The sequence below is a fragment of the Streptomyces alkaliphilus genome, from assembly GCF_014141535.1.
Lineage (GTDB): Bacteria > Actinomycetota > Actinomycetes > Streptomycetales > Streptomycetaceae > Streptomyces > Streptomyces alkaliphilus.
In genome coordinates, this window is the sequence record NZ_VKHT01000017.1 from 1 (window position 1) to 18,400 (window position 18,400).

Consider the following 18,400-nt stretch of genomic DNA (forward strand, 5'->3'; position numbering starts at 1 on the left):
GGCCACGGGGGTGTGCGCGGCCACCGGGGCGGCCCTGGCCTCGGCGCTGACGGACACCGGGCCGGGGGCGGTGACCGTGCTGCTCGCCCAACCGGCCGCGTGGACGGTACCGCTGGCCTTCGCCGTGATGATCGGCGTGTCCCGGGTGCGGAGCTGGGGTGTGCCGCCCTCGTGGGCCGGGCACGCGGTGCTGCGGCTGCACGCCCCGACCCCGCGCGACGGCTGAGCCACCACCGGCCGCCCGTTCACCCGGGGCCCGGGCGGGCTTCAGCGGGGGAGAAGAGTGTCCACGTCGATCTCGATCTTGGCGCCGATGCTCTCGGGCAGGACGAGGGTCTCGCCGGGGCGGTGGACGCTTCGGGTGCGGTACCCGTCCTCCCGGGGGTCGGTGAGCAGAACGACTTCCTCCTCCCGACGGTTGCCGATGAGGTACACCGGAACGCCGGCACGGGCGTAGAGGGGCGGCTTGGTGACGGTGTCGTTGACGTGGTTGCCCGAGGTGATCTCCACGACCATGCGGAAGACGCGCGGGTCGAAGCAGTTGTAGGCGACGACGTGGTCGAGGGCGTCCGCGTCGACCACGGAGAGGTCGGGGATGACGTAGTCCTCGTCGCCCGTGGGCAGCCACAACCCGATTCCCTGCCTGACTTTGGTCTCCCCCCGGTGCAACTCGGCCAGGGCCAGGGTGAGGTCGGTGAGCGAGTCCGCATGATGTCCGTCGGGTGGTGGGTTCACGATGAGTCGTCCCTCGAGGATTTCCGGTCGGTGACCGGGTAGCTCGCGGAAGACCACCTCGGCCAGGTCGATGAGGCCCGTCACCGCTCGCGCCGGGGGCGGGCTCGGCCGGTCCTCCGTCCTCTCCGGGGCGGGGGCCTGTTCCGGGGCGATGGTCATGTCGGTGCTCCTGTCCGCGTTGCGTGCCACGGGACCTCACCTCCGAGCGTAGGGGGATGATCACCGTCCGGTGATCACGGGGACGATTCTCGCCGGTGGTGCGGACACGCGCCGGGGGTGCGCGGAACGTGTCGCGCACCGAAATCGGGAAAACCGGAAAAACGATCATCGACCAGGCAGCCGGTCGTCGCCGGGCCCGCCAACACCCGTGGGTGTGAGGGTCGTCACGCTGTCGGCGGGGTGTTCGGGCCGATTGGCGGGCGCTGTGTCCGGTATGGCACACTGGGCGGGTTGCTCGGTTGAGTGCCGATGCCGCGCGCCTCCCGCCGGGAGGACCGGAAGCGAGTCCCATCGTATTCGTCACCCCTCATCAGGGGTGGAAGTACCGGGATCTTCCGGGAAGTGTCGGTGGGGCGCCGACCAGGCACCTGGTGGACACCATCCCCCCGCCGCCCGCCGGAGAAACCCTCCGGAGGGTTTTCCGTTGCGGTGAAATCCGCTCGGAAGCGCGACACGCCCGACCGCGTGGGTCGAGCGAGGCGCTCGGTGAGGGGCCGGGGAAACCCGAGCCACCGGGTTCCGGAGCGTTGACGAGAGACAGGACTACGAACCAGCCATGGCGGGACAGAAGATCCGCATCCGGCTCAAGGCCTACGACCACGAGGTCATCGACAACTCGGCGAAGAAGATCGTCGAGACGGTGACCCGTACCGGTGCGTCGGTCGCGGGCCCGGTGCCGCTGCCCACAGAGAAGAACGTGTACTGCGTCATCAAGTCGCCGCACAAGTACAAGGACTCGCGCGAGCACTTCGAGATGCGTACCCACAAGCGTCTGATCGACATCCTCGACCCGACCCCCAAGACCGTTGACTCGCTGATGCGCCTGGACCTCCCGGCCGGCGTCGACATCGAGATCAAGCTCTGAGGGGTGCGCTGAAGATGACCAAGCAGATCAAGGGCGTCCTGGGCGAGAAGCTCGGCATGACCCAGGTCTGGGACGAGAACAACCGTGTCGTCCCGGTGACCGTGGTCAAGGCCGGCCCCTGTGTTGTGACCCAGGTCCGCACCGCCGACCGCGACGGCTACGACGCCGTCCAGATCGCCTTCGGCGAGATCGACCCGCGCAAGGTGAACAAGCCCCTCAAGGGCCACTTCGCCAAGGCGGGCGTCACCCCCCGTCGTCACCTGGTGGAGATCCGCACCGCCGACGCCTCCGAGTACACCACCGGCCAGGAGGTCACGGCCGAGGTGTTCGAGTCCGGCCTCAAGGTGGACGTGACCGGGAAGTCCAAGGGCAAGGGCACCGCCGGTGTCATGAAGCGCCACGGCTTCCGCGGTGGCAAGGCCTCCCACGGTGCCCACCGCGTGCACCGCAAGCCCGGCTCCATCGGCGGTTGCGCCACTCCCGGCCGCGTGTTCAAGGGCATGCGGATGGCCGGTCGCACCGGTAACGAGCGGGTGACCACCCAGAACCTGACCGTCCACGCCGTTGACGCGGAGAAGGGACTGCTGCTCATCAAGGGCGCGGTTCCCGGTCCGAACGGCGGCCTCGTCCTGGTCCGCACCGCGGCCAAGGGGGCCTGAGGTTAAACGATGACCACCAACATTGACATCCTCTCGCCGGCCGGCGACAAGACCGGTTCCGTCGAACTCCCCTCGGAGATCTTCGACGTTCAGGTCAGCGTTCCGCTGATCCACCAGGTCGTCGTCGCCCAGCTGGCCGCGGCCCGCCAGGGTACGCACAAGACCAAGACCCGCGGCGAGGTTCGCGGCGGTGGCCGCAAGCCGTACCGCCAGAAGGGCACCGGCCGCGCGCGCCAGGGCTCGACCCGTGCCCCGCAGTTCGCCGGTGGTGGCGTGGTCCACGGCCCCGTGCCGCGTGACTACTCCCAGCGGACCCCGAAGAAGATGAAGGCCGCCGCGCTGCGCGGTGCCCTCTCGGACCGGGCCCGCCACCAGCGCGTGCACGTCGTCTCCGGCGTCGTGGACGGCGAGGTCTCGACCAGGGCCGCCAAGACCCTCTTCGGGAAGATCAGCGAGCGCAAGAACCTGCTCCTGGTCGCCGAGAAGGCCGAGCGCGACGCCTGGCTGTCGGCCCGCAACCTGCCGCAGGTCCACATCCTCGAGCCGGCACAGCTGAACACCTACGACGTGCTCGTCTCCGACGACGTGGTCTTCACCAAGGCCGCCTTCGACAGCTTCGTCGCCGGCCCGACCAAGTCCGAAGGGAGCGAGGCCTGATGAGCGAGGCGACCCCCGCCGCCGCCGAGGGCGTGACCAGCAAGACCTTCACGGACCCCCGTGATGTCCTGCTCCGCCCCGTGGTCTCCGAGAAGAGCTACGCGCTGCTGGACGAGAACAAGTACACGTTCGTCGTCCACCCGCGTGCCAACAAGACCCAGATCAAGCAGGCCGTCGAGTCGGTCTTCTCGGTCCGGGTCGCCGGGGTCAACACCATCAACCGGCAGGGCAAGCGCAAGCGCACCCGCACCGGTTACGGCAAGCGCGCGGACACCAAGCGCGCCATCGTGACCCTCGCCGAGGGCGAAACCATCGACATCTTCGGCGGCCCGGTCTCCTGACGGAGGTCCGAGCCGTCCGATACCGGACGAGGACGTAAGAATGGGTATCCGCAAGTACAAGCCGACGACTCCGGGCCGTCGTGGCGCCAGTGTCGCCGACTTCGTCGAGATCACGCGGTCCACGCCGGAGAAGTCGCTGGTCCGCCCGCTGCACAGCAAGGGTGGTCGGGACAACTCCGGCCGGGTGGCCGTCCGTCACCAGGGTGGTGGCCACAAGCGGGCCTACCGCCTGATCGACTTCCGTCGGCACGACAAGGACGGTGTGCCGGCCAAGGTCGCGCACATCGAGTACGACCCGAACCGCACCGCGCGCATCGCGTTGCTGCACTACGCCGACGGTGAGAAGCGCTACATCATCGCGCCGGCCGGCCTGAAGCAGGGCGACCGCATCGAGAACGGTCCGGGCGCCGACATCAAGCCCGGCAACAACCTGCCGCTGCGTCACATCCCGGTGGGTACGGTCATCCACGCCATCGAGCTGCGGCCCGGCGGCGGCGCCAAGTTCGCCCGCTCCGCGGGTGCCTCGGTGCAGCTGCTGGCGCGCGAGGGGCGCATGGCGCACCTGCGCATGCCCTCCGGTGAGATCCGCCTGGTCGACGTCCGCTGCCGCGCCACCGTGGGCGAGGTCGGCAACGCCGAGCAGTCGAACATCAACTGGGGCAAGGCCGGCCGGATGCGCTGGAAGGGTGTTCGCCCGAGCGTTCGCGGTGTGGTCATGAACCCCGTCGACCACCCGCACGGCGGTGGTGAGGGCAAGACCTCCGGTGGTCGCCACCCGGTCTCGCCCTGGGGCAAGAAGGAAGGACGTACTCGCTCGCCGAAGAAGGCCAGCAACAAGTACATCGTCCGCCGCCGCAAGACGAACAAGAAGCGCTAGGAGCAGGCCACGATGCCGCGCAGTCTGAAGAAGGGGCCCTTCGTCGACGACCACCTGAGCAAGAAGGTGGACGCCCAGAACGAAGCCGGCACCAAGAACGTCATCAAGACCTGGTCCCGCCGCTCCATGATCGTCCCGGCGATGCTCGGGCACACGATCGCGGTGCACGACGGTCGCAAGCACGTCCCGGTGTTCGTCACCGAGTCGATGGTCGGCCACAAGCTCGGCGAGTTCGCGCCGACCCGCACCTTCCGCGGCCACGTGAAGGACGACCGCAAGTCGCGTCGTCGCTGACCGACGGGTTGCGAGACAAGATGATTGACACCGAAGGGACAACCATGGAAGCCAGGGCCCAGGCGCGGTACATCCGCGTCACGCCCATGAAGGCCCGCCGTGTGGTGGACCTCATCCGTGGCATGGACGCCACGGAGGCCCGGGCGGTCCTGCGTTTCGCCCCGCAGGCCGCGAGCGTGCCGGTCGGCAAGGTGCTGGACAGCGCCATCGCCAACGCCGCGCACAACTACGACCACACCGATGTCGACACGCTCTTCATCAAGGAGGCGTACGTCGACGAGGGCCCGACCCTCAAGCGGTTCCGTCCGCGCGCGCAGGGTCGCGCCTACCGGATCCGGAAGCGGACCAGTCACATCACCGTGGTCCTCGGCAGCAAGGAAGGGACCCGGTAATGGGACAGAAGGTCAACCCGCACGGGTTCCGGCTCGGCATCACCACCGACTTCAAGTCGCGCTGGTACGCCGACAAGCTGTACAAGGACTACGTCAAGGAAGACGTCGCGATCCGTCGCATGCTCACCAGTGGCATGGAGCGGGCCGGCATCTCCAAGGTGGAGATCGAGCGCACCCGTGACCGGGTTCGCGTCGACGTCCACACCGCCCGGCCGGGCATCGTCATCGGCCGTCGCGGTGCCGAGGCCGACCGTCTCCGGGGCAACCTGGAGAAGCTGACCGGCAAGCAGATCCAGTTCAACATCCTCGAGGTGAAGAACCCGGAGCTCGACGCCCAGCTGGTCGCCCAGGCCGTCGCCGAGCAGCTCGCCTCCCGGGTCTCCTTCCGGCGGGCCATGCGCAAGAGCATGCAGTCCACCCTGAAGGCCGGCGCCAAGGGCATCAAGATCATGTGCAGCGGTCGGCTCGGCGGCGCGGAGATGTCCCGCTCCGAGTTCTACCGCGAGGGCCGCGTGCCCCTGCACACCCTGCGCGCCAACGTGGACTACGGCTTCTTCGAGGCCCGTACCTCCTTCGGCCGCATCGGTGTGAAGGTGTGGATCTACAAGGGTGATGTGAAGAACATCTCCGAGGTCCGTGCCGAGAACGCCGCCGCCCGGGCCGGCAACCGTCCCTCGCGCGGCGGTTCCGACCGTCCGGCGCGCGGCGGTCGTGGCGAGCGCGGCGGCCGTGGTCGCAAGCCGCAGCAGCAGAACGCTCCGGCCGAGGCCGCACGGGCCGAGACCGGCGCCGCGGCGGCGTCGCCCGACAGCTCCGGAAAGGAGGGCTGACCCCATGCTGATCCCGCGCAGGGTCAAGCACCGCAAGCAGCACCACCCCAAGCGCAAGGGCATGGCCAAGGGCGGCACCGAGGTGGCGTTCGGCGAGTGGGGCATCCAGGCGGTCACCGCCGCCTACGTGACGAACCGGCAGATCGAGGCCGCGCGTATCTCGATGACCCGGCACATCAAGCGTGGCGGCAAGGTGTGGATCAACATCTACCCCGACCGTCCGCTGACCAAGAAGCCCGCCGAGACCCGCATGGGTTCCGGTAAGGGTTCGCCGGAGTGGTGGGTCGCGAACGTCAAGCCCGGTCGGGTGATGTTCGAGCTGTCCTACCCGAACGAGAAGATCGCCCGTGAGGCGCTGATCCGCGCCTCGCACAAGCTTCCGATGAAGTGCCGGATCGTGCGGCGCGAGACAGGGGAGGCGTGATGGCTGCCGGTACCAAGACGGCCGAGCTGCGCGAGCTGAACAACGAGGAACTCGTCGTGAAGCTGCGCGAGGCCAAGGAGGAGCTGTTCCGCCTCCGCTTCCAGGCGGCGACCGGGCAGCTGGAGAACAACAGCCGGCTCAAGGCCGTCCGCAAGGACATCGCCAGGATCTACACCCTGATGCGTGAGCGCGAGCTGGGCATCGAGACGGTGGAGAGCGCCTGATGAGTGAGAAGAATGTGACTGCCGAGAACACCGGCGAGCGTGGTCGCCGCAAGACCCGTGAGGGTCTGGTCGTCAGCGACAAGATGGACAAGACCGTCGTCGTCGCCGTCGAGGACCACGTCAAGCACGCGCTGTACGGCAAGATCATCCGCCGTACCAACAAGCTCAAGGCGCACGACGAGCAGAACGCCGCGGGCATCGGCGACCGGGTCCTGTTGATGGAGACCCGTCCGCTGTCCGCGACCAAGCGCTGGCGCATCGTCGAGATCCTCGAGAAGGCCAAGTAACCACCTGAGTTTTCTCAGGAACAGTTCCGCCAGGCTCGGTGGGGGCCGCTCGCGGTCATCCGTGAGGGCCCCCGCCGGGAACCGGCAGACGATCAGGAGAGAGACGTGATCCAGCAGGAGTCGCGACTGCGGGTCGCCGACAACACCGGTGCGAAGGAGATCCTTTGCATCCGGGTGCTCGGTGGCTCGGGTCGGCGCTACGCGGGCATCGGCGACGTCATCGTCGCCACCGTCAAGGACGCGATCCCCGGCGGCAACGTGAAGAAGGGTGACGTCGTCAAGGCCGTCATCGTTCGTGCCGTCAAGGAGCGTCGTCGTCCGGACGGCTCGTACATCCGCTTCGACGAGAACGCCGCCGTGATCCTCAAGAACGACGGCGACCCCCGCGGTACCCGTATCTTCGGCCCCGTCGGCCGTGAGCTGCGCGAGAAGAAGTTCATGAAGATCATCTCGCTGGCGCCGGAGGTGCTGTAACCGATGAAGATCAAGAAGGGCGACCTGGTCCAGGTCATCACCGGCAAGGACAAGGGCAAGCAGGGCAAGGTCATCGTGGCCTACCCCCGCGAGGACCGTGTCCTGGTCGAGGGTGTCAACCGGGTCAAGAAGCACACCAAGGCCGGGCAGACCGCCCGCGGGTCGAAGACCGGCGGCATCGTGACCACCGAGGCCCCCGTCCACGTGAGCAATGTCGCGCTCGTCGTGGAGCAGGACGGCAAGAAGGTCACCACCCGCGTGGGCTACCGCTTCGACGACGAGGGCAACAAGATCCGCGTTGCCAAGCGGACCGGTGAGGACATCTGATGACTGCCACCACCTACGCACCGCGCCTGAAGCAGCGGTACCGCGAGGAGATCCAGGGCAAGCTGCGCGAGGAGTTCTCCTACGAGAACGTCATGCAGATCCCCGGTCTGACCAAGATCGTGGTCAACATGGGTGTGGGCGACGCCGCCCGCGACTCCAAGCTGATCGAGGGCGCCGTGCGCGACCTCACCACGATCACCGGCCAGAAGCCGGCCGTCACCAAGGCCCGCAAGTCCATCGCGCAGTTCAAGCTGCGCGAGGGTCAGCCGATCGGCGCGCACGTCACGCTGCGCGGCGACCGCATGTGGGAGTTCCTGGACCGGCTGCTGTCGCTGGCGCTGCCGCGCATCCGTGACTTCCGGGGTCTGTCACCCAAGCAGTTCGACGGCCGCGGCAACTACACCTTCGGTCTCACCGAGCAGGTCATGTTCCACGAGATCGACCAGGACAAGATCGACCGGGTCCGGGGCATGGACATCACCGTGGTCACCACGGCGACCAACGACGACGAGGGCCGCGCCCTCCTGCGTCACCTCGGATTCCCGTTCAAGGAGGCGTGAGCCATGGCGAAGAAGGCCCTGATTGCCAAGGCGGCCCGCAAGCCCAAGTTCGCCGTGCGTGCCTACACGCGCTGCCAGCGTTGCGGCCGGCCGCACTCCGTGTACCGCAAGTTCGGCCTGTGCCGTGTGTGCCTGCGCGAGATGGCGCACCGCGGTGAGCTGCCGGGCGTGACGAAGAGCTCCTGGTAACCGCCACCCGGCGGGCACCGGAACTCTCTCGGCAAGCAATCGGACGGCGGGTCGGCCCGATTTTTTCCACCAACGGTTCGGTGAACTAAGGTGGAAGGGTTGGGCGCCCGCCGCCCCGAATCGACTTACTACGCCGTAGGTCCCCGCTCCACACCCGTCCCGCCAGGCGCGGGGAGAGGGACGGAGCAGACAGGAAACCCCGGCGAGAGAGGCCCAAGGCCATCACATGACCATGACTGATCCGATCGCAGACATGTTGACACGTCTGCGGAACGCCAACTCGGCCTACCACGACTCCGTGGTGATGCCGCACAGCAAGATCAAGTCGCACATCGCGGAGATCCTCCAGCAGGAGGGTTACATCACCGGCTGGAAGACCGAGGACGCCCGGGTCGGCCGGAACCTGGTCCTGGAGCTGAAGTACGGCCCCAACCGCGAGCGCTCGATCGCCGGCCTGAAGCGGATCTCCAAGCCGGGCCTTCGGGTCTACGCCAAGTCCACCGCGCTGCCGCGGGTGCTCGGCGGCCTCGGCGTGGCGATCATCTCCACGTCGCACGGCCTGCTCACCGACAAGCAGGCGCAGAAGAAGGGCGTGGGCGGGGAAGTCCTCGCCTACGTCTGGTAACGGAAGGGAACGGAGGACAAGCAATGTCGCGTATCGGCAAGCTCCCCATCCAGGTTCCCGCCGGTGTGGACGTCACCATCGACGGCCGGACGGTCGGCGTGAAGGGCCCCAAGGGGAACCTCTCGCACACCGTCGCCGAGCCCATCGAGGTCGCACGGAGCGAGGACGGCGCCATCGTCGTCACCCGCCCCAACGACGAGAACCGGAACAGGGCCCTGCACGGCCTGTCCCGCACGCTGGTGGCGAACATGATCACTGGCGTGACCGAGGGTTACAGCAAGCGCCTGGAGATCAGCGGTGTGGGTTACCGCGTCCAGGCCAAGGGTTCGAACCTCGAGTTCTCCCTGGGCTACAGCCACCCGATCCTGATCGAGGCCCCCGAGGGCATCAGCTTCGCGGTGGAGACCCCGACCAGGCTGACCGTCCAGGGCATCGACAAGCAGAAGGTCGGCGAGGTCGCGGCGAAGATCCGCAAGCTTCGCAAGCCCGACCCGTACAAGGCCAAGGGCATCAAGTACGAGGGCGAAGTCATCCGCCGCAAGGTCGGAAAGGCTGGTAAGTAAGCCATGGCATACGGTGTGAAGATCGCCAAGGGTGACGCCCGGAAGCGTGCGGCCGTCAAGCGGCGGCACATCCGCATCCGCAAGAAGATCTCGGGCACCCCGGAGCGTCCGCGCCTGGTCGTGACCCGTTCCAACCGCCACGTGGTGGCTCAGGTCATCGACGACATCGCGGGCCACACGCTGGCCTCCGCCTCGTCCATGGACGCCTCCATCCGCGGCACCGACGGCGACAAGAGCGCGCAGGCCCAGCGGGTCGGCGCCCTGGTCGCCGAGCGGGCGAAGGCGGCCGGCATCGAGGCCGTCGTCTTCGACCGGGGTGGCAGCAGGTACGCCGGGCGGGTCGCCGCCCTGGCCGACGCCGCCCGTGAGGCCGGTCTCAAGTTCTGAGCCGGTTCCGTTGCCAACAGCTGGCTGAGCGGACAAGACGAGAGAGGTAATTCCAATGGCTGGACCCCAGCGCCGCGGTGGCGGCGCCGGTGGCGGCGAGCGGCGGGACCGGAAGGGCCGGGACGGCGGCGCGGCCGCCGAGAAGACCGCGTACGTCGAGCGCGTCGTCGCGATCAATCGCGTCGCCAAGGTCGTGAAGGGTGGTCGTCGCTTCAGCTTCACCGCGCTGGTCGTGGTGGGCGACGGTGACGGCACCGTGGGTGTCGGTTACGGCAAGGCGAAGGAGGTGCCCGCCGCCATCGCCAAGGGTGTGGAGGAGGCCAAGAAGTCCTTCTTCAAGGTGCCGCGGATCCAGGGCACCATCCCGCACCCGATCCAGGGCGAGAAGGCCGCGGGCATCGTCCTGCTGAAGCCCGCGTCCCCCGGTACCGGTGTGATCGCCGGTGGTCCGGTGCGCGCCGTCCTGGAGTGCGCCGGTATCCACGACGTGCTGAGCAAGTCGCTCGGCTCGTCCAACCCCATCAACATCGTGCACGCCACGGTGGCCGCTCTGCGGGGCCTGCAGCGCCCCGAGGAGATCGCCGCCCGTCGTGGCCTGCCGCTGGAGGACGTCGCCCCCGCCGCTCTGCTGCGGGCGCGGGCAGGGGCGGGTGCGTGATGGCTCGCCTGAAGATCACCCAGACCAAGTCCTACATCGGCAGCAAGCAGAACCACCGCGAGACGCTGCGCTCCCTCGGGCTCAAGCGCATCAACGACGTGGTGGTCAAGGAGGACCGTCCGGAGATCCGCGGCATGGCGAACACCGTGCGGCACCTCGTGACGGTCGAGGAGGTGGACTGACATGGCGGGCGAGAACGCCGACAAGCCGCTGAAGATCCACAACCTGCGGCCCGCCCCGGGGGCGAAGACCGCCAAGACCCGTGTGGGTCGTGGTGAGGCATCCAAGGGCAAGACCGCCGGTCGCGGTACCAAGGGCACCAAGGCCCGTTACCAGGTGAAGGCCGGCTTCGAGGGCGGTCAGCTGCCGCTGCACATGCGGCTGCCGAAGCTCAAGGGCTTCAAGAACCCCGCCCACAAGCAGTTCCAGGTCGTCAACCTGGACCGCCTGGCCGCCCTCTACCCCGAGGGTGGCGAGGTGACCGTGCCGGACCTGGTGGCCAAGGGCGCGGTGCGCGACAACGAGCTGGTGAAGGTCCTCGGCAACGGTGAGATCTCCGTGGCGCTCCAGGTGACGGTCGACGCCGTCTCCGGCTCCGCCAAGGAGAAGATCACCGCCGCCGGCGGAACCGTCAACGAGCTGCTCTGAGCCTCGGCTCGGGGAGTGTGAAACAGATGTGACCGGGGGCGCTTCGAACGGGCGTCCCCGGTCACGCGTATGCGGCGTCATTCCCGCATCGCCATACGGCCGGTAAGGTGGCCTGCGGTGCCGTGCTCCGGGCCCGCCGTGTCGTGGGTTCCGGACCCTTTCGGGGGTCCTTCGGGGGGCACCCCGCAATTCCCTCAGTATCCGTGGAACTACAAGACCGTCACCTCTCGCGAGGCCTTCGCGGGGGGCGCAGGAGGAACCGTGCTCACCGCGTTCGCCCGGGCGTTCCAGACGCCCGACCTGCGCAAGAAGCTGCTCTTCACGCTCGGCATCGTGGTGCTGTTCCGGTTCGGGGCACACGTCCCCACGCCCGGCGTGAGCTATCAGAACGTCCAGTACTGCGTGGCACAGATCGAGGACAGCAACGCGGGTCTCTTCGGTCTGGTCAACATGTTCAGTGGCGGCGCCCTGATGCAGCTCACCATCTTCGCGCTGGGGATCATGCCGTACATCACGGCGAGCATCATTCTGCAGCTCCTGGTCGTGGTCATTCCGCGACTGGAGGCCCTCAAGAAGGAGGGGCAGTCGGGTCAGGCGAAGATCACGCAGTACACGCGATACCTGACGGTCGCCCTCGCCGTGTTGCAGGCCACCGGTCTGGTGGCCACCGCGCGCAGCGGCTCTTTGTTCGCCGGTTGTACCGAACCCATCCTGATCGATGACGGGATGTTCACCGTCCTGGTCATGATCATCACCCTCACCGCGGCCACCGCGCTCATCATGTGGCTGGGTGAACTCATCACCGACCGCGGCATCGGCAACGGCATGTCGATGCTGATGTTCGTCTCCATCGCGGCGGGCTTCCCCGGCGCGCTGTGGTCGATCAAGAACGCGGGCACCCTGGCCGACGGTTGGATCGAGTTCGGCGTGGTCATCGCCTGCGGTCTGGCCATGGTCGGCCTGGTGGTCTTCGTCGAGCTGGCGCAGCGCCGCATCCCGGTGCAGTACGCCAAGCGCATGATCGGGCGCCGCTCCTACGGCGGCACCTCGACCTACATCCCCCTCAAGGTGAACCAGGCGGGCGTGATCCCCGTCATCTTCGCCTCGTCGTTGCTCTACATCCCGCTGCTGCTCGTGCAGTTCAGCGGATCCGAGGGCGGATGGGCCGACTGGATCCAGCGGAACCTGGTCCAGATGGACAGCCCGATCTACCTCATCAGTTACTTCACCCTCATCGTGTTCTTCGCCTTCTTCTACGTGGCCATCACCTTCAACCCCGAAGACGTGGCCGAAAACATGAAGAAGTATGGTGGGTTCATCCCCGGGATCCGGGCCGGACGACCCACGGTCGAATACCTGAGCTACGTGCTGAACCGCATCACGTGGCCCGGTTCGATCTACCTCGGTCTGATCGCCCTGGTTCCCGCCGTCGCCCTCATCATGTTCAACGCGCAGGGGGAGTTCCCGTTCGGCGGTACCTCCATCCTCATCATCGTGGGTGTCGGTCTGGAGACGGTTCGGCAGATCGAGAGCCAGCTCCACCAGCGAAACTACGAAGGGTTCCTCCGCTGATGCGTATCGTCCTCGTCGGACCGCCGGGGGCGGGCAAGGGCACGCAGGCCGCCCTGCTCGCCGAGAACCTCGGCATCCCGCACATCTCGACCGGCGACCTCTTCCGGGCGAACATCCGCCAGGGGACCGAGCTCGGTCGCCGGGCGCAGGAGTACATGCGCGAGGGTCGACTGGTACCGGACGAGGTCACGATCGGGATGGCGGCGGACCGGATGGCCGCGCCCGACGCCGAGAGCGGCTTCCTGCTCGACGGTTTCCCCCGCAACCTGCCCCAGGCCGAGGCCCTGGACAAGCTGCTGGGGGAGACCGGTGTCGCGCTCGACGCCGTCCTGGACCTCGAGGTTCCCGAGGACGAGGTGGTCCGGCGCATCGCCGGCCGCCGCATCTGCCGCGAGGACAGCGGCCACCTGTTCCACACCGAGTACAGCAAGCCGCGCGTGGAGGGCGTCTGCGACGTCTGCGGCGGTGAGCTCTACCAGCGCGAGGACGACCGCGAGGACACCGTCCGCAAGCGGCTGGAGGTCTACCACCTGGAGACCGAGCCGATCATCGGGCACTACCGGGACCAGGGCCTCGTGGTGACCATCCCGGCCCTCGGCGCCGTCCCCGAGGTGACGCGCCGCGCGCTGGCCGCGCTGCCGCACCGCACCGTCTGACCCCCGCCGCGGGGGCACCGCGGCGACGACCCCGGGGCCGGGGTGTCCGCACCGGACACCCCGGCCCCCGGCGCGAGATCCCTCGCCCCTCTCGTTTTCCCGGCCGCCCCGGCCCCTTCGGCCGAGCCGGCCCTTCGACCCGGCACGGAAGAGAACCCGATTCATGGTGGAGATCAAGACCCCCGAGCAGATCGCGAGCATGCGTGCGGCGGGGCTGGTGGTCGCCGAGATGCACCGCCGCTGCGCCGAGGCCGCCGTTCCCGGGACCACCACAGCCGAGCTGGACCGGATCGCCGCCGCCGTGATCGCCGAGCACGGGGCCAAGCCCAACTTCCTCGGCTACGGCGGTTTCCCCGGCAACATCTGCACCTCGGTGAACGACGTGGTGGTGCACGGCATCCCCTCCGAGGACACCGTGCTGGCCTCCGGGGACATCATCTCCATCGACGCCGGCGCGATCATCGACGGCTGGCACGCGGACGCGGCGCTGACCGTCTTCGTCGGGGACGGCCACGCCCCCGAGGTCCACGAGCTGAGCCGGGTCACCGAGCACTCGCTGTGGGCAGGCATCGCGGCCATGCGGGTCGGTGGCCGACTGGTGGACATCTCCCGCGCGGTCGAGCGCGACATCCGCAAGCAGCCCCCGCCGCCCTCGGGGCGCTGGGGCATCGTCGAGGAGTACGGCGGGCACGGCATCGGCAGCGCCATGCACATGGAGCCGCACGTGCTGAACTACGTGGAGCGGCGGCGTGGCAAGGGACCGCGTCTGGTGCCGGGCATGTGCCTGGCCATCGAGCCGATGGTCACCCTCGGCGACCCGGCCACCCACGTGCTCTCCGACGACTGGACGGTCAAGAGCGACGACGGCGGCTGGTCGGCGCACTGGGAGCACTCCGTCGCGCTGACCGAGCGGGGCCCGCTGGTGCTCACCGCTCCCGACGGGGGGCGGGCGCGCCTGGCGGAGCTGGGCATCGAGGCGGCCCCGGACCCGCTGGGCTGACCCGACCGGTCCCGACCGGTTCCGGCCCGTCCCGGTGGATTCCGGTCGGACCCGGTCGATCCCATCCCATCCGGTGGATTTTGTCGGGGAACCGACATCGCCGGAAAACCCCGTCGCTTCCGATTCGCGTGCCCCCGCATGATGATCTTGATCGCGGGGAAACCTACCTGATTCGTCTTTTCCCGAGCGCTCACGTAGACTGGTGCGTCGGTCCCGGTACACCCGTGTATCAGGGCTGTCCAGGTAGCCGATCCCGGAAGGTGAAGCGCTCAAGCATGGCCAAAAAACAAGGGGCCATCGAGATCGAGGGCACCGTCGTCGAGTCTCTGCCGAACGCTATGTTCAAGGTCGAGCTGCAGAACGGTCACCAAGTTCTCGCGCACATCAGCGGCAAGATGCGGATGCACTACATCCGTATCCTGCCCGACGACCGGGTCGTGGTGGAGCTCTCGCCCTACGACCTGACGCGCGGGCGGATCGTCTACCGCTACAAGTAGATCGAGACCCGGAGAACCTCAATCCCATGAAGGTCAAGCCGAGCGTCAAGAAGATCTGCGACAAGTGCAAGGTGATCCGCCGCCACGGTCGGGTCATGGTCATCTGCGACAACCTGCGCCACAAGCAGCGCCAGGGCTGATCGCGGACACGCCGAGCCGAACACTCGAAGCAGACTTCACGCGCCCGGGCGGTGACCGGCACCCCGTGCCCGGATCATCGCCCCACACGTCAATACCGCAGCGTCCCGCCCCCGCCCCGCGCGGAGGGCGACACCCCCGGTCGGAGGCCGGGGACCCGGTAGCCATGCCGGGACCGGCGCTGCGGCAGACCTCCGACACGAATCAGGAGCCCACGCATGGCACGCCTATCGGGCGTCGACCTGCCGCGCGAAAAGCGCGTCGAGGTCGCCCTCACCTACGTCTTCGGCATCGGTCGCACCCTGTCGCAGACCACGCTCCGCGAGACGGGTATCAACCCCGACACCCGCGTTCGCGACCTCTCCGAGGACGAGCTGGTCCGCATCCGCGAGTACGTCGAGGGCAACATCCGCACCGAGGGTGACCTCCGACGCGAGATCCAGGCCGACATCCGCCGCAAGGTGGAGATCGGCAGCTACGAGGGTCTGCGTCACCGCCGCGGCCTGCCGGTTCGCGGACAGCGCACCAAGACCAACGCGCGTACCCGCAAGGGCCCGCGTCGCGCCATCGCCGGCAAGAAGAAGCCGGGCAAGAAGTAGTCCGCTCCGGACGCCGTTTCGCGGTTCGCGCAGCGGGACCGACCACCTCCACGGGAGATAGCGCTTTATGCCTCCGAAGGGCCGACAGGCCGGCGCCAAGAAGGTGCGCCGCAAGGAGAAGAAGAACGTCGCTCACGGGCACGCCCACATCAAGAGCACGTTCAACAACACCATCGTCTCGATCACCGACCCGTCCGGGAACGTGATCTCCTGGGCCTCCGCCGGCCACGTCGGCTTCAAGGGGTCCCGCAAGTCCACCCCGTTCGCCGCGCAGATGGCCGCGGAGAGCGCCGCCCGTCGTGCCCAGGAGCACGGCATGCGGAAGGTGGACGTCTTCGTCAAGGGTCCGGGCTCCGGTCGTGAGACCGCGATCCGCTCCCTCCAGGCCACCGGCCTGGAGGTCGGGTCCATCCAGGACGTGACCCCCACCCCGCACAACGGCTGCCGCCCGCCCAAGCGCCGGCGCGTCTGATTCGACGGTCGTCCCCGCCAGGGTGCCCCGGCACCCGGGCGGGACGGCCGACCGTCGGGTCGGGTCCTCCGGGATTCGGCCCGACAGCGGGTTCCCGCCCCTCGCCGGGCGACCGGGGCCCGCGACCCCGCACCACCCACCGGCGGCGCACGACACGCCGCCGGCCGGGCCCGGCGGCACCCCGGTGCCGTCGTCCCGGGGGCCGGCGTCCGCCGGACACCCCGTCGTCCTTCTCTCGGCATCAAATAGCGGGTGCCGAAGACCGGAGTCACCACCCATGCTGATCGCACAGCGTCCCTCCCTGACCGAAGAGGTCGTCGACGAGTTCCGCTCCCGGTTCGTGATCGAGCCGCTGGAGCCGGGCTTCGGTTACACCCTCGGCAACTCCCTGCGCCGCACCCTGCTCTCCTCCATCCCGGGTGCCGCCGTCACCAGCATTCGCATCGACGGCGTGCTGCACGAGTTCTCCACCGTGCCCGGGGTCAAGGAGGACGTCACCGACCTGATCCTCAACATCAAGCAGCTGGTCGTCTCCTCCGAGCACGACGAGCCGGTCGTGATGTACCTGCGCAAGCAGGGTCCCGGCCTGGTCACCGCCGCCGACATCGCCCCGCCCGCCGGCGTCGAGGTGCACAACCCCGACCTGGTGCTGGCCGGCCTCAACGCCAAGGGCAAGCTGGAGATGGAGCTGACCGTCGAGCGCGGTCGCGGCTACGTCTCCGCCGTCCAGAACAAGCAGGCGGGCCAGGAGATCGGCCGCATCCCGGTCGACTCCATCTACAGCCCTGTGCTCAAGGTCACCTACAAGGTCGAGGCGACCCGTGTCGAGCAGCGCACCGACTTCGACAAGCTGATCGTCGACGTCGAGACCAAGGAGTCGATGCGTCCGCGCGACGCCATGGCCTCCGCCGGTAAGACCCTGGTCGAGCTGTTCGGCCTGGCCCGCGAGCTCAACGTCGACGCCGAGGGCATCGACATGGGCCCGTCCCCGACCGACGCCGCGCTCGCCGCCGACCTGGCGCTGCCCATCGAGGAGCTGGAGCTGACCGTCCGCTCCTACAACTGCCTCAAGCGCGAGGGCATCCACTCCGTCGGTGAGCTGGTCGCCCGCTCCGAGGCGGACCTGCTGGACATCCGCAACTTCGGCGCGAAGTCCATCGACGAGGTCAAGGCCAAGCTGGCCGGCATGGGCCTGGCCCTCAAGGACAGCCCGCCCGGATTCGACCCGACCTCCGCCGCCGACGCCTTCGGCGCCGACGACGACGGCGACCCCGGCTTCGCCGAGACCGAGCAGTACTGAGTCCGGAACCGCGCCCCGCACCGGCACCGCCGGCCGGGGCGCGGGCCCGGGCGCGCCCGCCGCGCGACCCCCGGCCCCCCGGGGGGCGGCGGGCGGCACCGAGGACGTTCCCCGGGGCCCCGGCCCCGGGAACACCCCGCCCCGGCACCGGCCCGGGCGGGCCCTGACACCGGTACCTGACACGGCCGGTGCAGTCACGAAGGAGAAACCCGATGCCCAAGCCCACCAAGGGTCGTCGTCTCGGCGGCGGTCCCTCCCACGAGCGGCTCATGCTGGCGGGCCTCGCCACCGCGCTGTTCGAGCACGGGCGCATCAAGACCACCGAGGCCAAGGCCCGGCGCCTGCGCCCGGTGGCCGAGCGGTTGATCACCAAGGCGAAGAAGGGCGACCTGCACAACCGTCGCCAGGTGATGCGCACCATCACCGACAAGAGCGTCGTGCACAGCCTCTTCACCGAGATCGGCCCGCAGTTCGCCAACCGTCCCGGTGGCTACACCCGTATCACCAAGATCGGTCCCCGTCGCGGCGACAACGCCCCGATGGCGGTCATCGAGCTGGTGGAGGCCCTGACCGTGCAGCAGGAGGCCGTCGGCGAGGCCGAGGCCGCCACGCAGCGCGCGGTGAAGGAGTCGGACGAGGCCAAGGCCCGCACCGACCTCGCCAAGGACGGGGACGCGGAGGAGAACACCGCGACCGCCGAGGAGCAGGGCACCGAGAAGGACGCCGAGGAGAAGGCCGAGGAGAAGAAGGACGCCTGATCCGGCGCCCTCCCTCCGAGCCACCCGGCCCCGGCCGGGTGGCTCCGACGGGCCCGGTCCCCGCGAGTCGCGGGGGCCGGGCCCGTTCCCGTTCCCGGCGGGCGGCCCGGGAGAATGCGATCCCGTGACCGACAGCGCCGCCCACCCCGCCGATGGTTCCCCCGTGACCGAAG

Annotated in this window: 31 protein-coding genes and 1 pseudogene; 31 read left to right on the forward strand and 1 reads right to left on the reverse strand. The window is 68.7% G+C overall.

Translation table 11 applies throughout. The features are described 5' to 3' along the window. A pseudogene (locus tag FNQ90_RS01205) lies at positions 1–226 on the forward strand (cation acetate symporter); the annotation flags it as partial. Between the two features lie 41 nt (positions 227–267). Here FNQ90_RS01205 and FNQ90_RS01210 read toward each other — a convergent pair. Next, a complete protein-coding gene (locus tag FNQ90_RS01210) occupies positions 268–924 on the reverse strand; it encodes a Uma2 family endonuclease (RefSeq protein ID WP_323379720.1) in 657 nt (218 codons plus the stop codon). Between the two features lie 586 nt (positions 925–1,510). Here FNQ90_RS01210 and rpsJ point away from each other — a divergent pair. The 30 genes from rpsJ (at position 1,511) to rplQ (ending at position 18,227) form a co-directional block, all read left to right on the forward strand. Next, complete coding sequence (gene rpsJ / locus FNQ90_RS01215; RefSeq protein ID WP_016473429.1) at positions 1,511–1,819, forward strand: 30S ribosomal protein S10; 309 nt, start codon at positions 1,511–1,513, stop codon at positions 1,817–1,819. Positions 1,820–1,833: 14 nt separating this feature from the next. Continuing rightward, positions 1,834–2,478, forward strand: coding sequence for a 50S ribosomal protein L3 (gene rplC / locus FNQ90_RS01220; RefSeq protein ID WP_143616887.1), 645 nt, complete (start codon positions 1,834–1,836; stop codon positions 2,476–2,478). Between the two features lie 9 nt (positions 2,479–2,487). After that, positions 2,488–3,135: a 50S ribosomal protein L4 gene (rplD, locus tag FNQ90_RS01225; protein WP_182604547.1), complete on the forward strand. Its 648-nt coding sequence runs from the start codon at positions 2,488–2,490 to the stop codon at positions 3,133–3,135. After that, a complete protein-coding gene (gene rplW / locus FNQ90_RS01230) occupies positions 3,135–3,476 on the forward strand; it encodes a 50S ribosomal protein L23 (RefSeq protein ID WP_143616891.1) in 342 nt (113 codons plus the stop codon). Before rplD ends, rplW begins: the two co-directional genes overlap by 1 nt. A gap of 40 nt (positions 3,477–3,516) precedes the next feature. Then, positions 3,517–4,353 carry a 50S ribosomal protein L2 gene (rplB, locus tag FNQ90_RS01235; RefSeq protein WP_143616893.1) on the forward strand — a complete coding sequence of 279 codons (837 nt, stop codon included), beginning with the start codon at positions 3,517–3,519 and terminating at the stop codon, positions 4,351–4,353. Between the two features lie 12 nt (positions 4,354–4,365). Then, positions 4,366–4,647, forward strand: coding sequence for a 30S ribosomal protein S19 (rpsS, locus tag FNQ90_RS01240; protein WP_143616895.1), 282 nt, complete (start codon positions 4,366–4,368; stop codon positions 4,645–4,647). A gap of 44 nt (positions 4,648–4,691) precedes the next feature. Continuing rightward, a complete protein-coding gene (gene rplV / locus FNQ90_RS01245) occupies positions 4,692–5,039 on the forward strand; it encodes a 50S ribosomal protein L22 (protein WP_143616897.1) in 348 nt (115 codons plus the stop codon). Then, positions 5,039–5,869 (forward strand): 30S ribosomal protein S3, encoded by an 831-nt coding sequence (rpsC, locus tag FNQ90_RS01250; protein WP_143616899.1) that lies wholly within the window; start codon positions 5,039–5,041, stop codon positions 5,867–5,869. The genes rplV and rpsC overlap by 1 nt, the downstream gene beginning before the upstream one ends. Before the next feature lie 4 nt (positions 5,870–5,873). After that, the gene (rplP, locus tag FNQ90_RS01255) at positions 5,874–6,293 is read left to right on the forward strand and encodes a 50S ribosomal protein L16 (RefSeq protein ID WP_182604548.1); all 420 of its coding nucleotides are present in this window, start codon (positions 5,874–5,876) and stop codon (positions 6,291–6,293) included. After that, positions 6,293–6,517: a 50S ribosomal protein L29 gene (gene rpmC / locus FNQ90_RS01260; protein ID WP_143616903.1), complete on the forward strand. Its 225-nt coding sequence runs from the start codon at positions 6,293–6,295 to the stop codon at positions 6,515–6,517. Before rplP ends, rpmC begins: the two co-directional genes overlap by 1 nt. Beyond that, the gene (gene rpsQ, locus FNQ90_RS01265) at positions 6,517–6,804 is read left to right on the forward strand and encodes a 30S ribosomal protein S17 (protein WP_143616905.1); all 288 of its coding nucleotides are present in this window, start codon (positions 6,517–6,519) and stop codon (positions 6,802–6,804) included. The genes rpmC and rpsQ overlap by 1 nt, the downstream gene beginning before the upstream one ends. A 105-nt stretch (positions 6,805–6,909) precedes the next feature. Next, a complete protein-coding gene (rplN, locus tag FNQ90_RS01270; protein ID WP_019433424.1) occupies positions 6,910–7,278 on the forward strand; it encodes a 50S ribosomal protein L14 in 369 nt (122 codons plus the stop codon). A 3-nt stretch (positions 7,279–7,281) separates the two neighbouring features. Next, the gene (gene rplX, locus FNQ90_RS01275) at positions 7,282–7,605 is read left to right on the forward strand and encodes a 50S ribosomal protein L24 (RefSeq protein WP_182604549.1); all 324 of its coding nucleotides are present in this window, start codon (positions 7,282–7,284) and stop codon (positions 7,603–7,605) included. After that, positions 7,605–8,165 (forward strand): 50S ribosomal protein L5, encoded by a 561-nt coding sequence (gene rplE, locus FNQ90_RS01280; RefSeq protein ID WP_143616908.1) that lies wholly within the window; start codon positions 7,605–7,607, stop codon positions 8,163–8,165. Before rplX ends, rplE begins: the two co-directional genes overlap by 1 nt. A 3-nt stretch (positions 8,166–8,168) precedes the next feature. Continuing rightward, on the forward strand, positions 8,169–8,354 hold the full coding sequence (locus FNQ90_RS01285; protein WP_004571834.1) for a type Z 30S ribosomal protein S14: 186 nt from the start codon (positions 8,169–8,171) through the stop codon (positions 8,352–8,354). A 226-nt stretch (positions 8,355–8,580) separates the two neighbouring features. Next, positions 8,581–8,979: a 30S ribosomal protein S8 gene (gene rpsH, locus FNQ90_RS01290; RefSeq protein ID WP_143616910.1), complete on the forward strand. Its 399-nt coding sequence runs from the start codon at positions 8,581–8,583 to the stop codon at positions 8,977–8,979. 23 nt (positions 8,980–9,002) lie between these two features. Next, positions 9,003–9,542 (forward strand): 50S ribosomal protein L6, encoded by a 540-nt coding sequence (rplF, locus tag FNQ90_RS01295; RefSeq protein WP_143616912.1) that lies wholly within the window; start codon positions 9,003–9,005, stop codon positions 9,540–9,542. A 3-nt stretch (positions 9,543–9,545) separates the two neighbouring features. Continuing rightward, positions 9,546–9,929 (forward strand): 50S ribosomal protein L18, encoded by a 384-nt coding sequence (gene rplR, locus FNQ90_RS01300; protein ID WP_143616914.1) that lies wholly within the window; start codon positions 9,546–9,548, stop codon positions 9,927–9,929. Positions 9,930–9,984: 55 nt separating this feature from the next. After that, positions 9,985–10,587: a 30S ribosomal protein S5 gene (gene rpsE / locus FNQ90_RS01305; protein WP_143616916.1), complete on the forward strand. Its 603-nt coding sequence runs from the start codon at positions 9,985–9,987 to the stop codon at positions 10,585–10,587. Beyond that, positions 10,587–10,769 carry a 50S ribosomal protein L30 gene (rpmD, locus tag FNQ90_RS01310; RefSeq protein ID WP_143616918.1) on the forward strand — a complete coding sequence of 61 codons (183 nt, stop codon included), beginning with the start codon at positions 10,587–10,589 and terminating at the stop codon, positions 10,767–10,769. The genes rpsE and rpmD overlap by 1 nt, the downstream gene beginning before the upstream one ends. Position 10,770: 1 nt before the next feature. Beyond that, complete coding sequence (gene rplO, locus FNQ90_RS01315; RefSeq protein ID WP_143616920.1) at positions 10,771–11,235, forward strand: 50S ribosomal protein L15; 465 nt, start codon at positions 10,771–10,773, stop codon at positions 11,233–11,235. A 261-nt stretch (positions 11,236–11,496) separates the two neighbouring features. Next, positions 11,497–12,807 carry a preprotein translocase subunit SecY gene (gene secY / locus FNQ90_RS01320; RefSeq protein ID WP_143616922.1) on the forward strand — a complete coding sequence of 437 codons (1,311 nt, stop codon included), beginning with the start codon at positions 11,497–11,499 and terminating at the stop codon, positions 12,805–12,807. Further along, positions 12,807–13,463, forward strand: a complete 657-nt coding sequence (locus tag FNQ90_RS01325) for an adenylate kinase (protein ID WP_143616924.1) — start codon at positions 12,807–12,809, stop codon at positions 13,461–13,463. Before secY ends, FNQ90_RS01325 begins: the two co-directional genes overlap by 1 nt. A 163-nt stretch (positions 13,464–13,626) precedes the next feature. Continuing rightward, the gene (gene map, locus FNQ90_RS01330) at positions 13,627–14,463 is read left to right on the forward strand and encodes a type I methionyl aminopeptidase (protein WP_143616926.1); all 837 of its coding nucleotides are present in this window, start codon (positions 13,627–13,629) and stop codon (positions 14,461–14,463) included. Between the two features lie 275 nt (positions 14,464–14,738). Beyond that, the gene (infA, locus tag FNQ90_RS01335; RefSeq protein ID WP_003948620.1) at positions 14,739–14,960 is read left to right on the forward strand and encodes a translation initiation factor IF-1; all 222 of its coding nucleotides are present in this window, start codon (positions 14,739–14,741) and stop codon (positions 14,958–14,960) included. 26 nt (positions 14,961–14,986) lie between these two features. Next, entirely contained in the window at positions 14,987–15,100 is a 114-nt protein-coding gene (gene rpmJ, locus FNQ90_RS01340; protein WP_003956441.1) for a 50S ribosomal protein L36, read from the forward strand. 216 nt (positions 15,101–15,316) lie between these two features. Then, the gene (gene rpsM / locus FNQ90_RS01345) at positions 15,317–15,697 is read left to right on the forward strand and encodes a 30S ribosomal protein S13 (protein ID WP_143616928.1); all 381 of its coding nucleotides are present in this window, start codon (positions 15,317–15,319) and stop codon (positions 15,695–15,697) included. A gap of 67 nt (positions 15,698–15,764) precedes the next feature. Next, on the forward strand, positions 15,765–16,169 hold the full coding sequence (gene rpsK / locus FNQ90_RS01350) for a 30S ribosomal protein S11 (RefSeq protein WP_018558890.1): 405 nt from the start codon (positions 15,765–15,767) through the stop codon (positions 16,167–16,169). 277 nt (positions 16,170–16,446) lie between these two features. After that, positions 16,447–17,469, forward strand: a complete 1,023-nt coding sequence (locus tag FNQ90_RS01355; RefSeq protein ID WP_182604550.1) for a DNA-directed RNA polymerase subunit alpha — start codon at positions 16,447–16,449, stop codon at positions 17,467–17,469. Positions 17,470–17,681: 212 nt separating this feature from the next. Continuing rightward, positions 17,682–18,227, forward strand: a complete 546-nt coding sequence (gene rplQ, locus FNQ90_RS01360; RefSeq protein ID WP_143625380.1) for a 50S ribosomal protein L17 — start codon at positions 17,682–17,684, stop codon at positions 18,225–18,227. Positions 18,228–18,400: the final 173 nt, after the last annotated feature.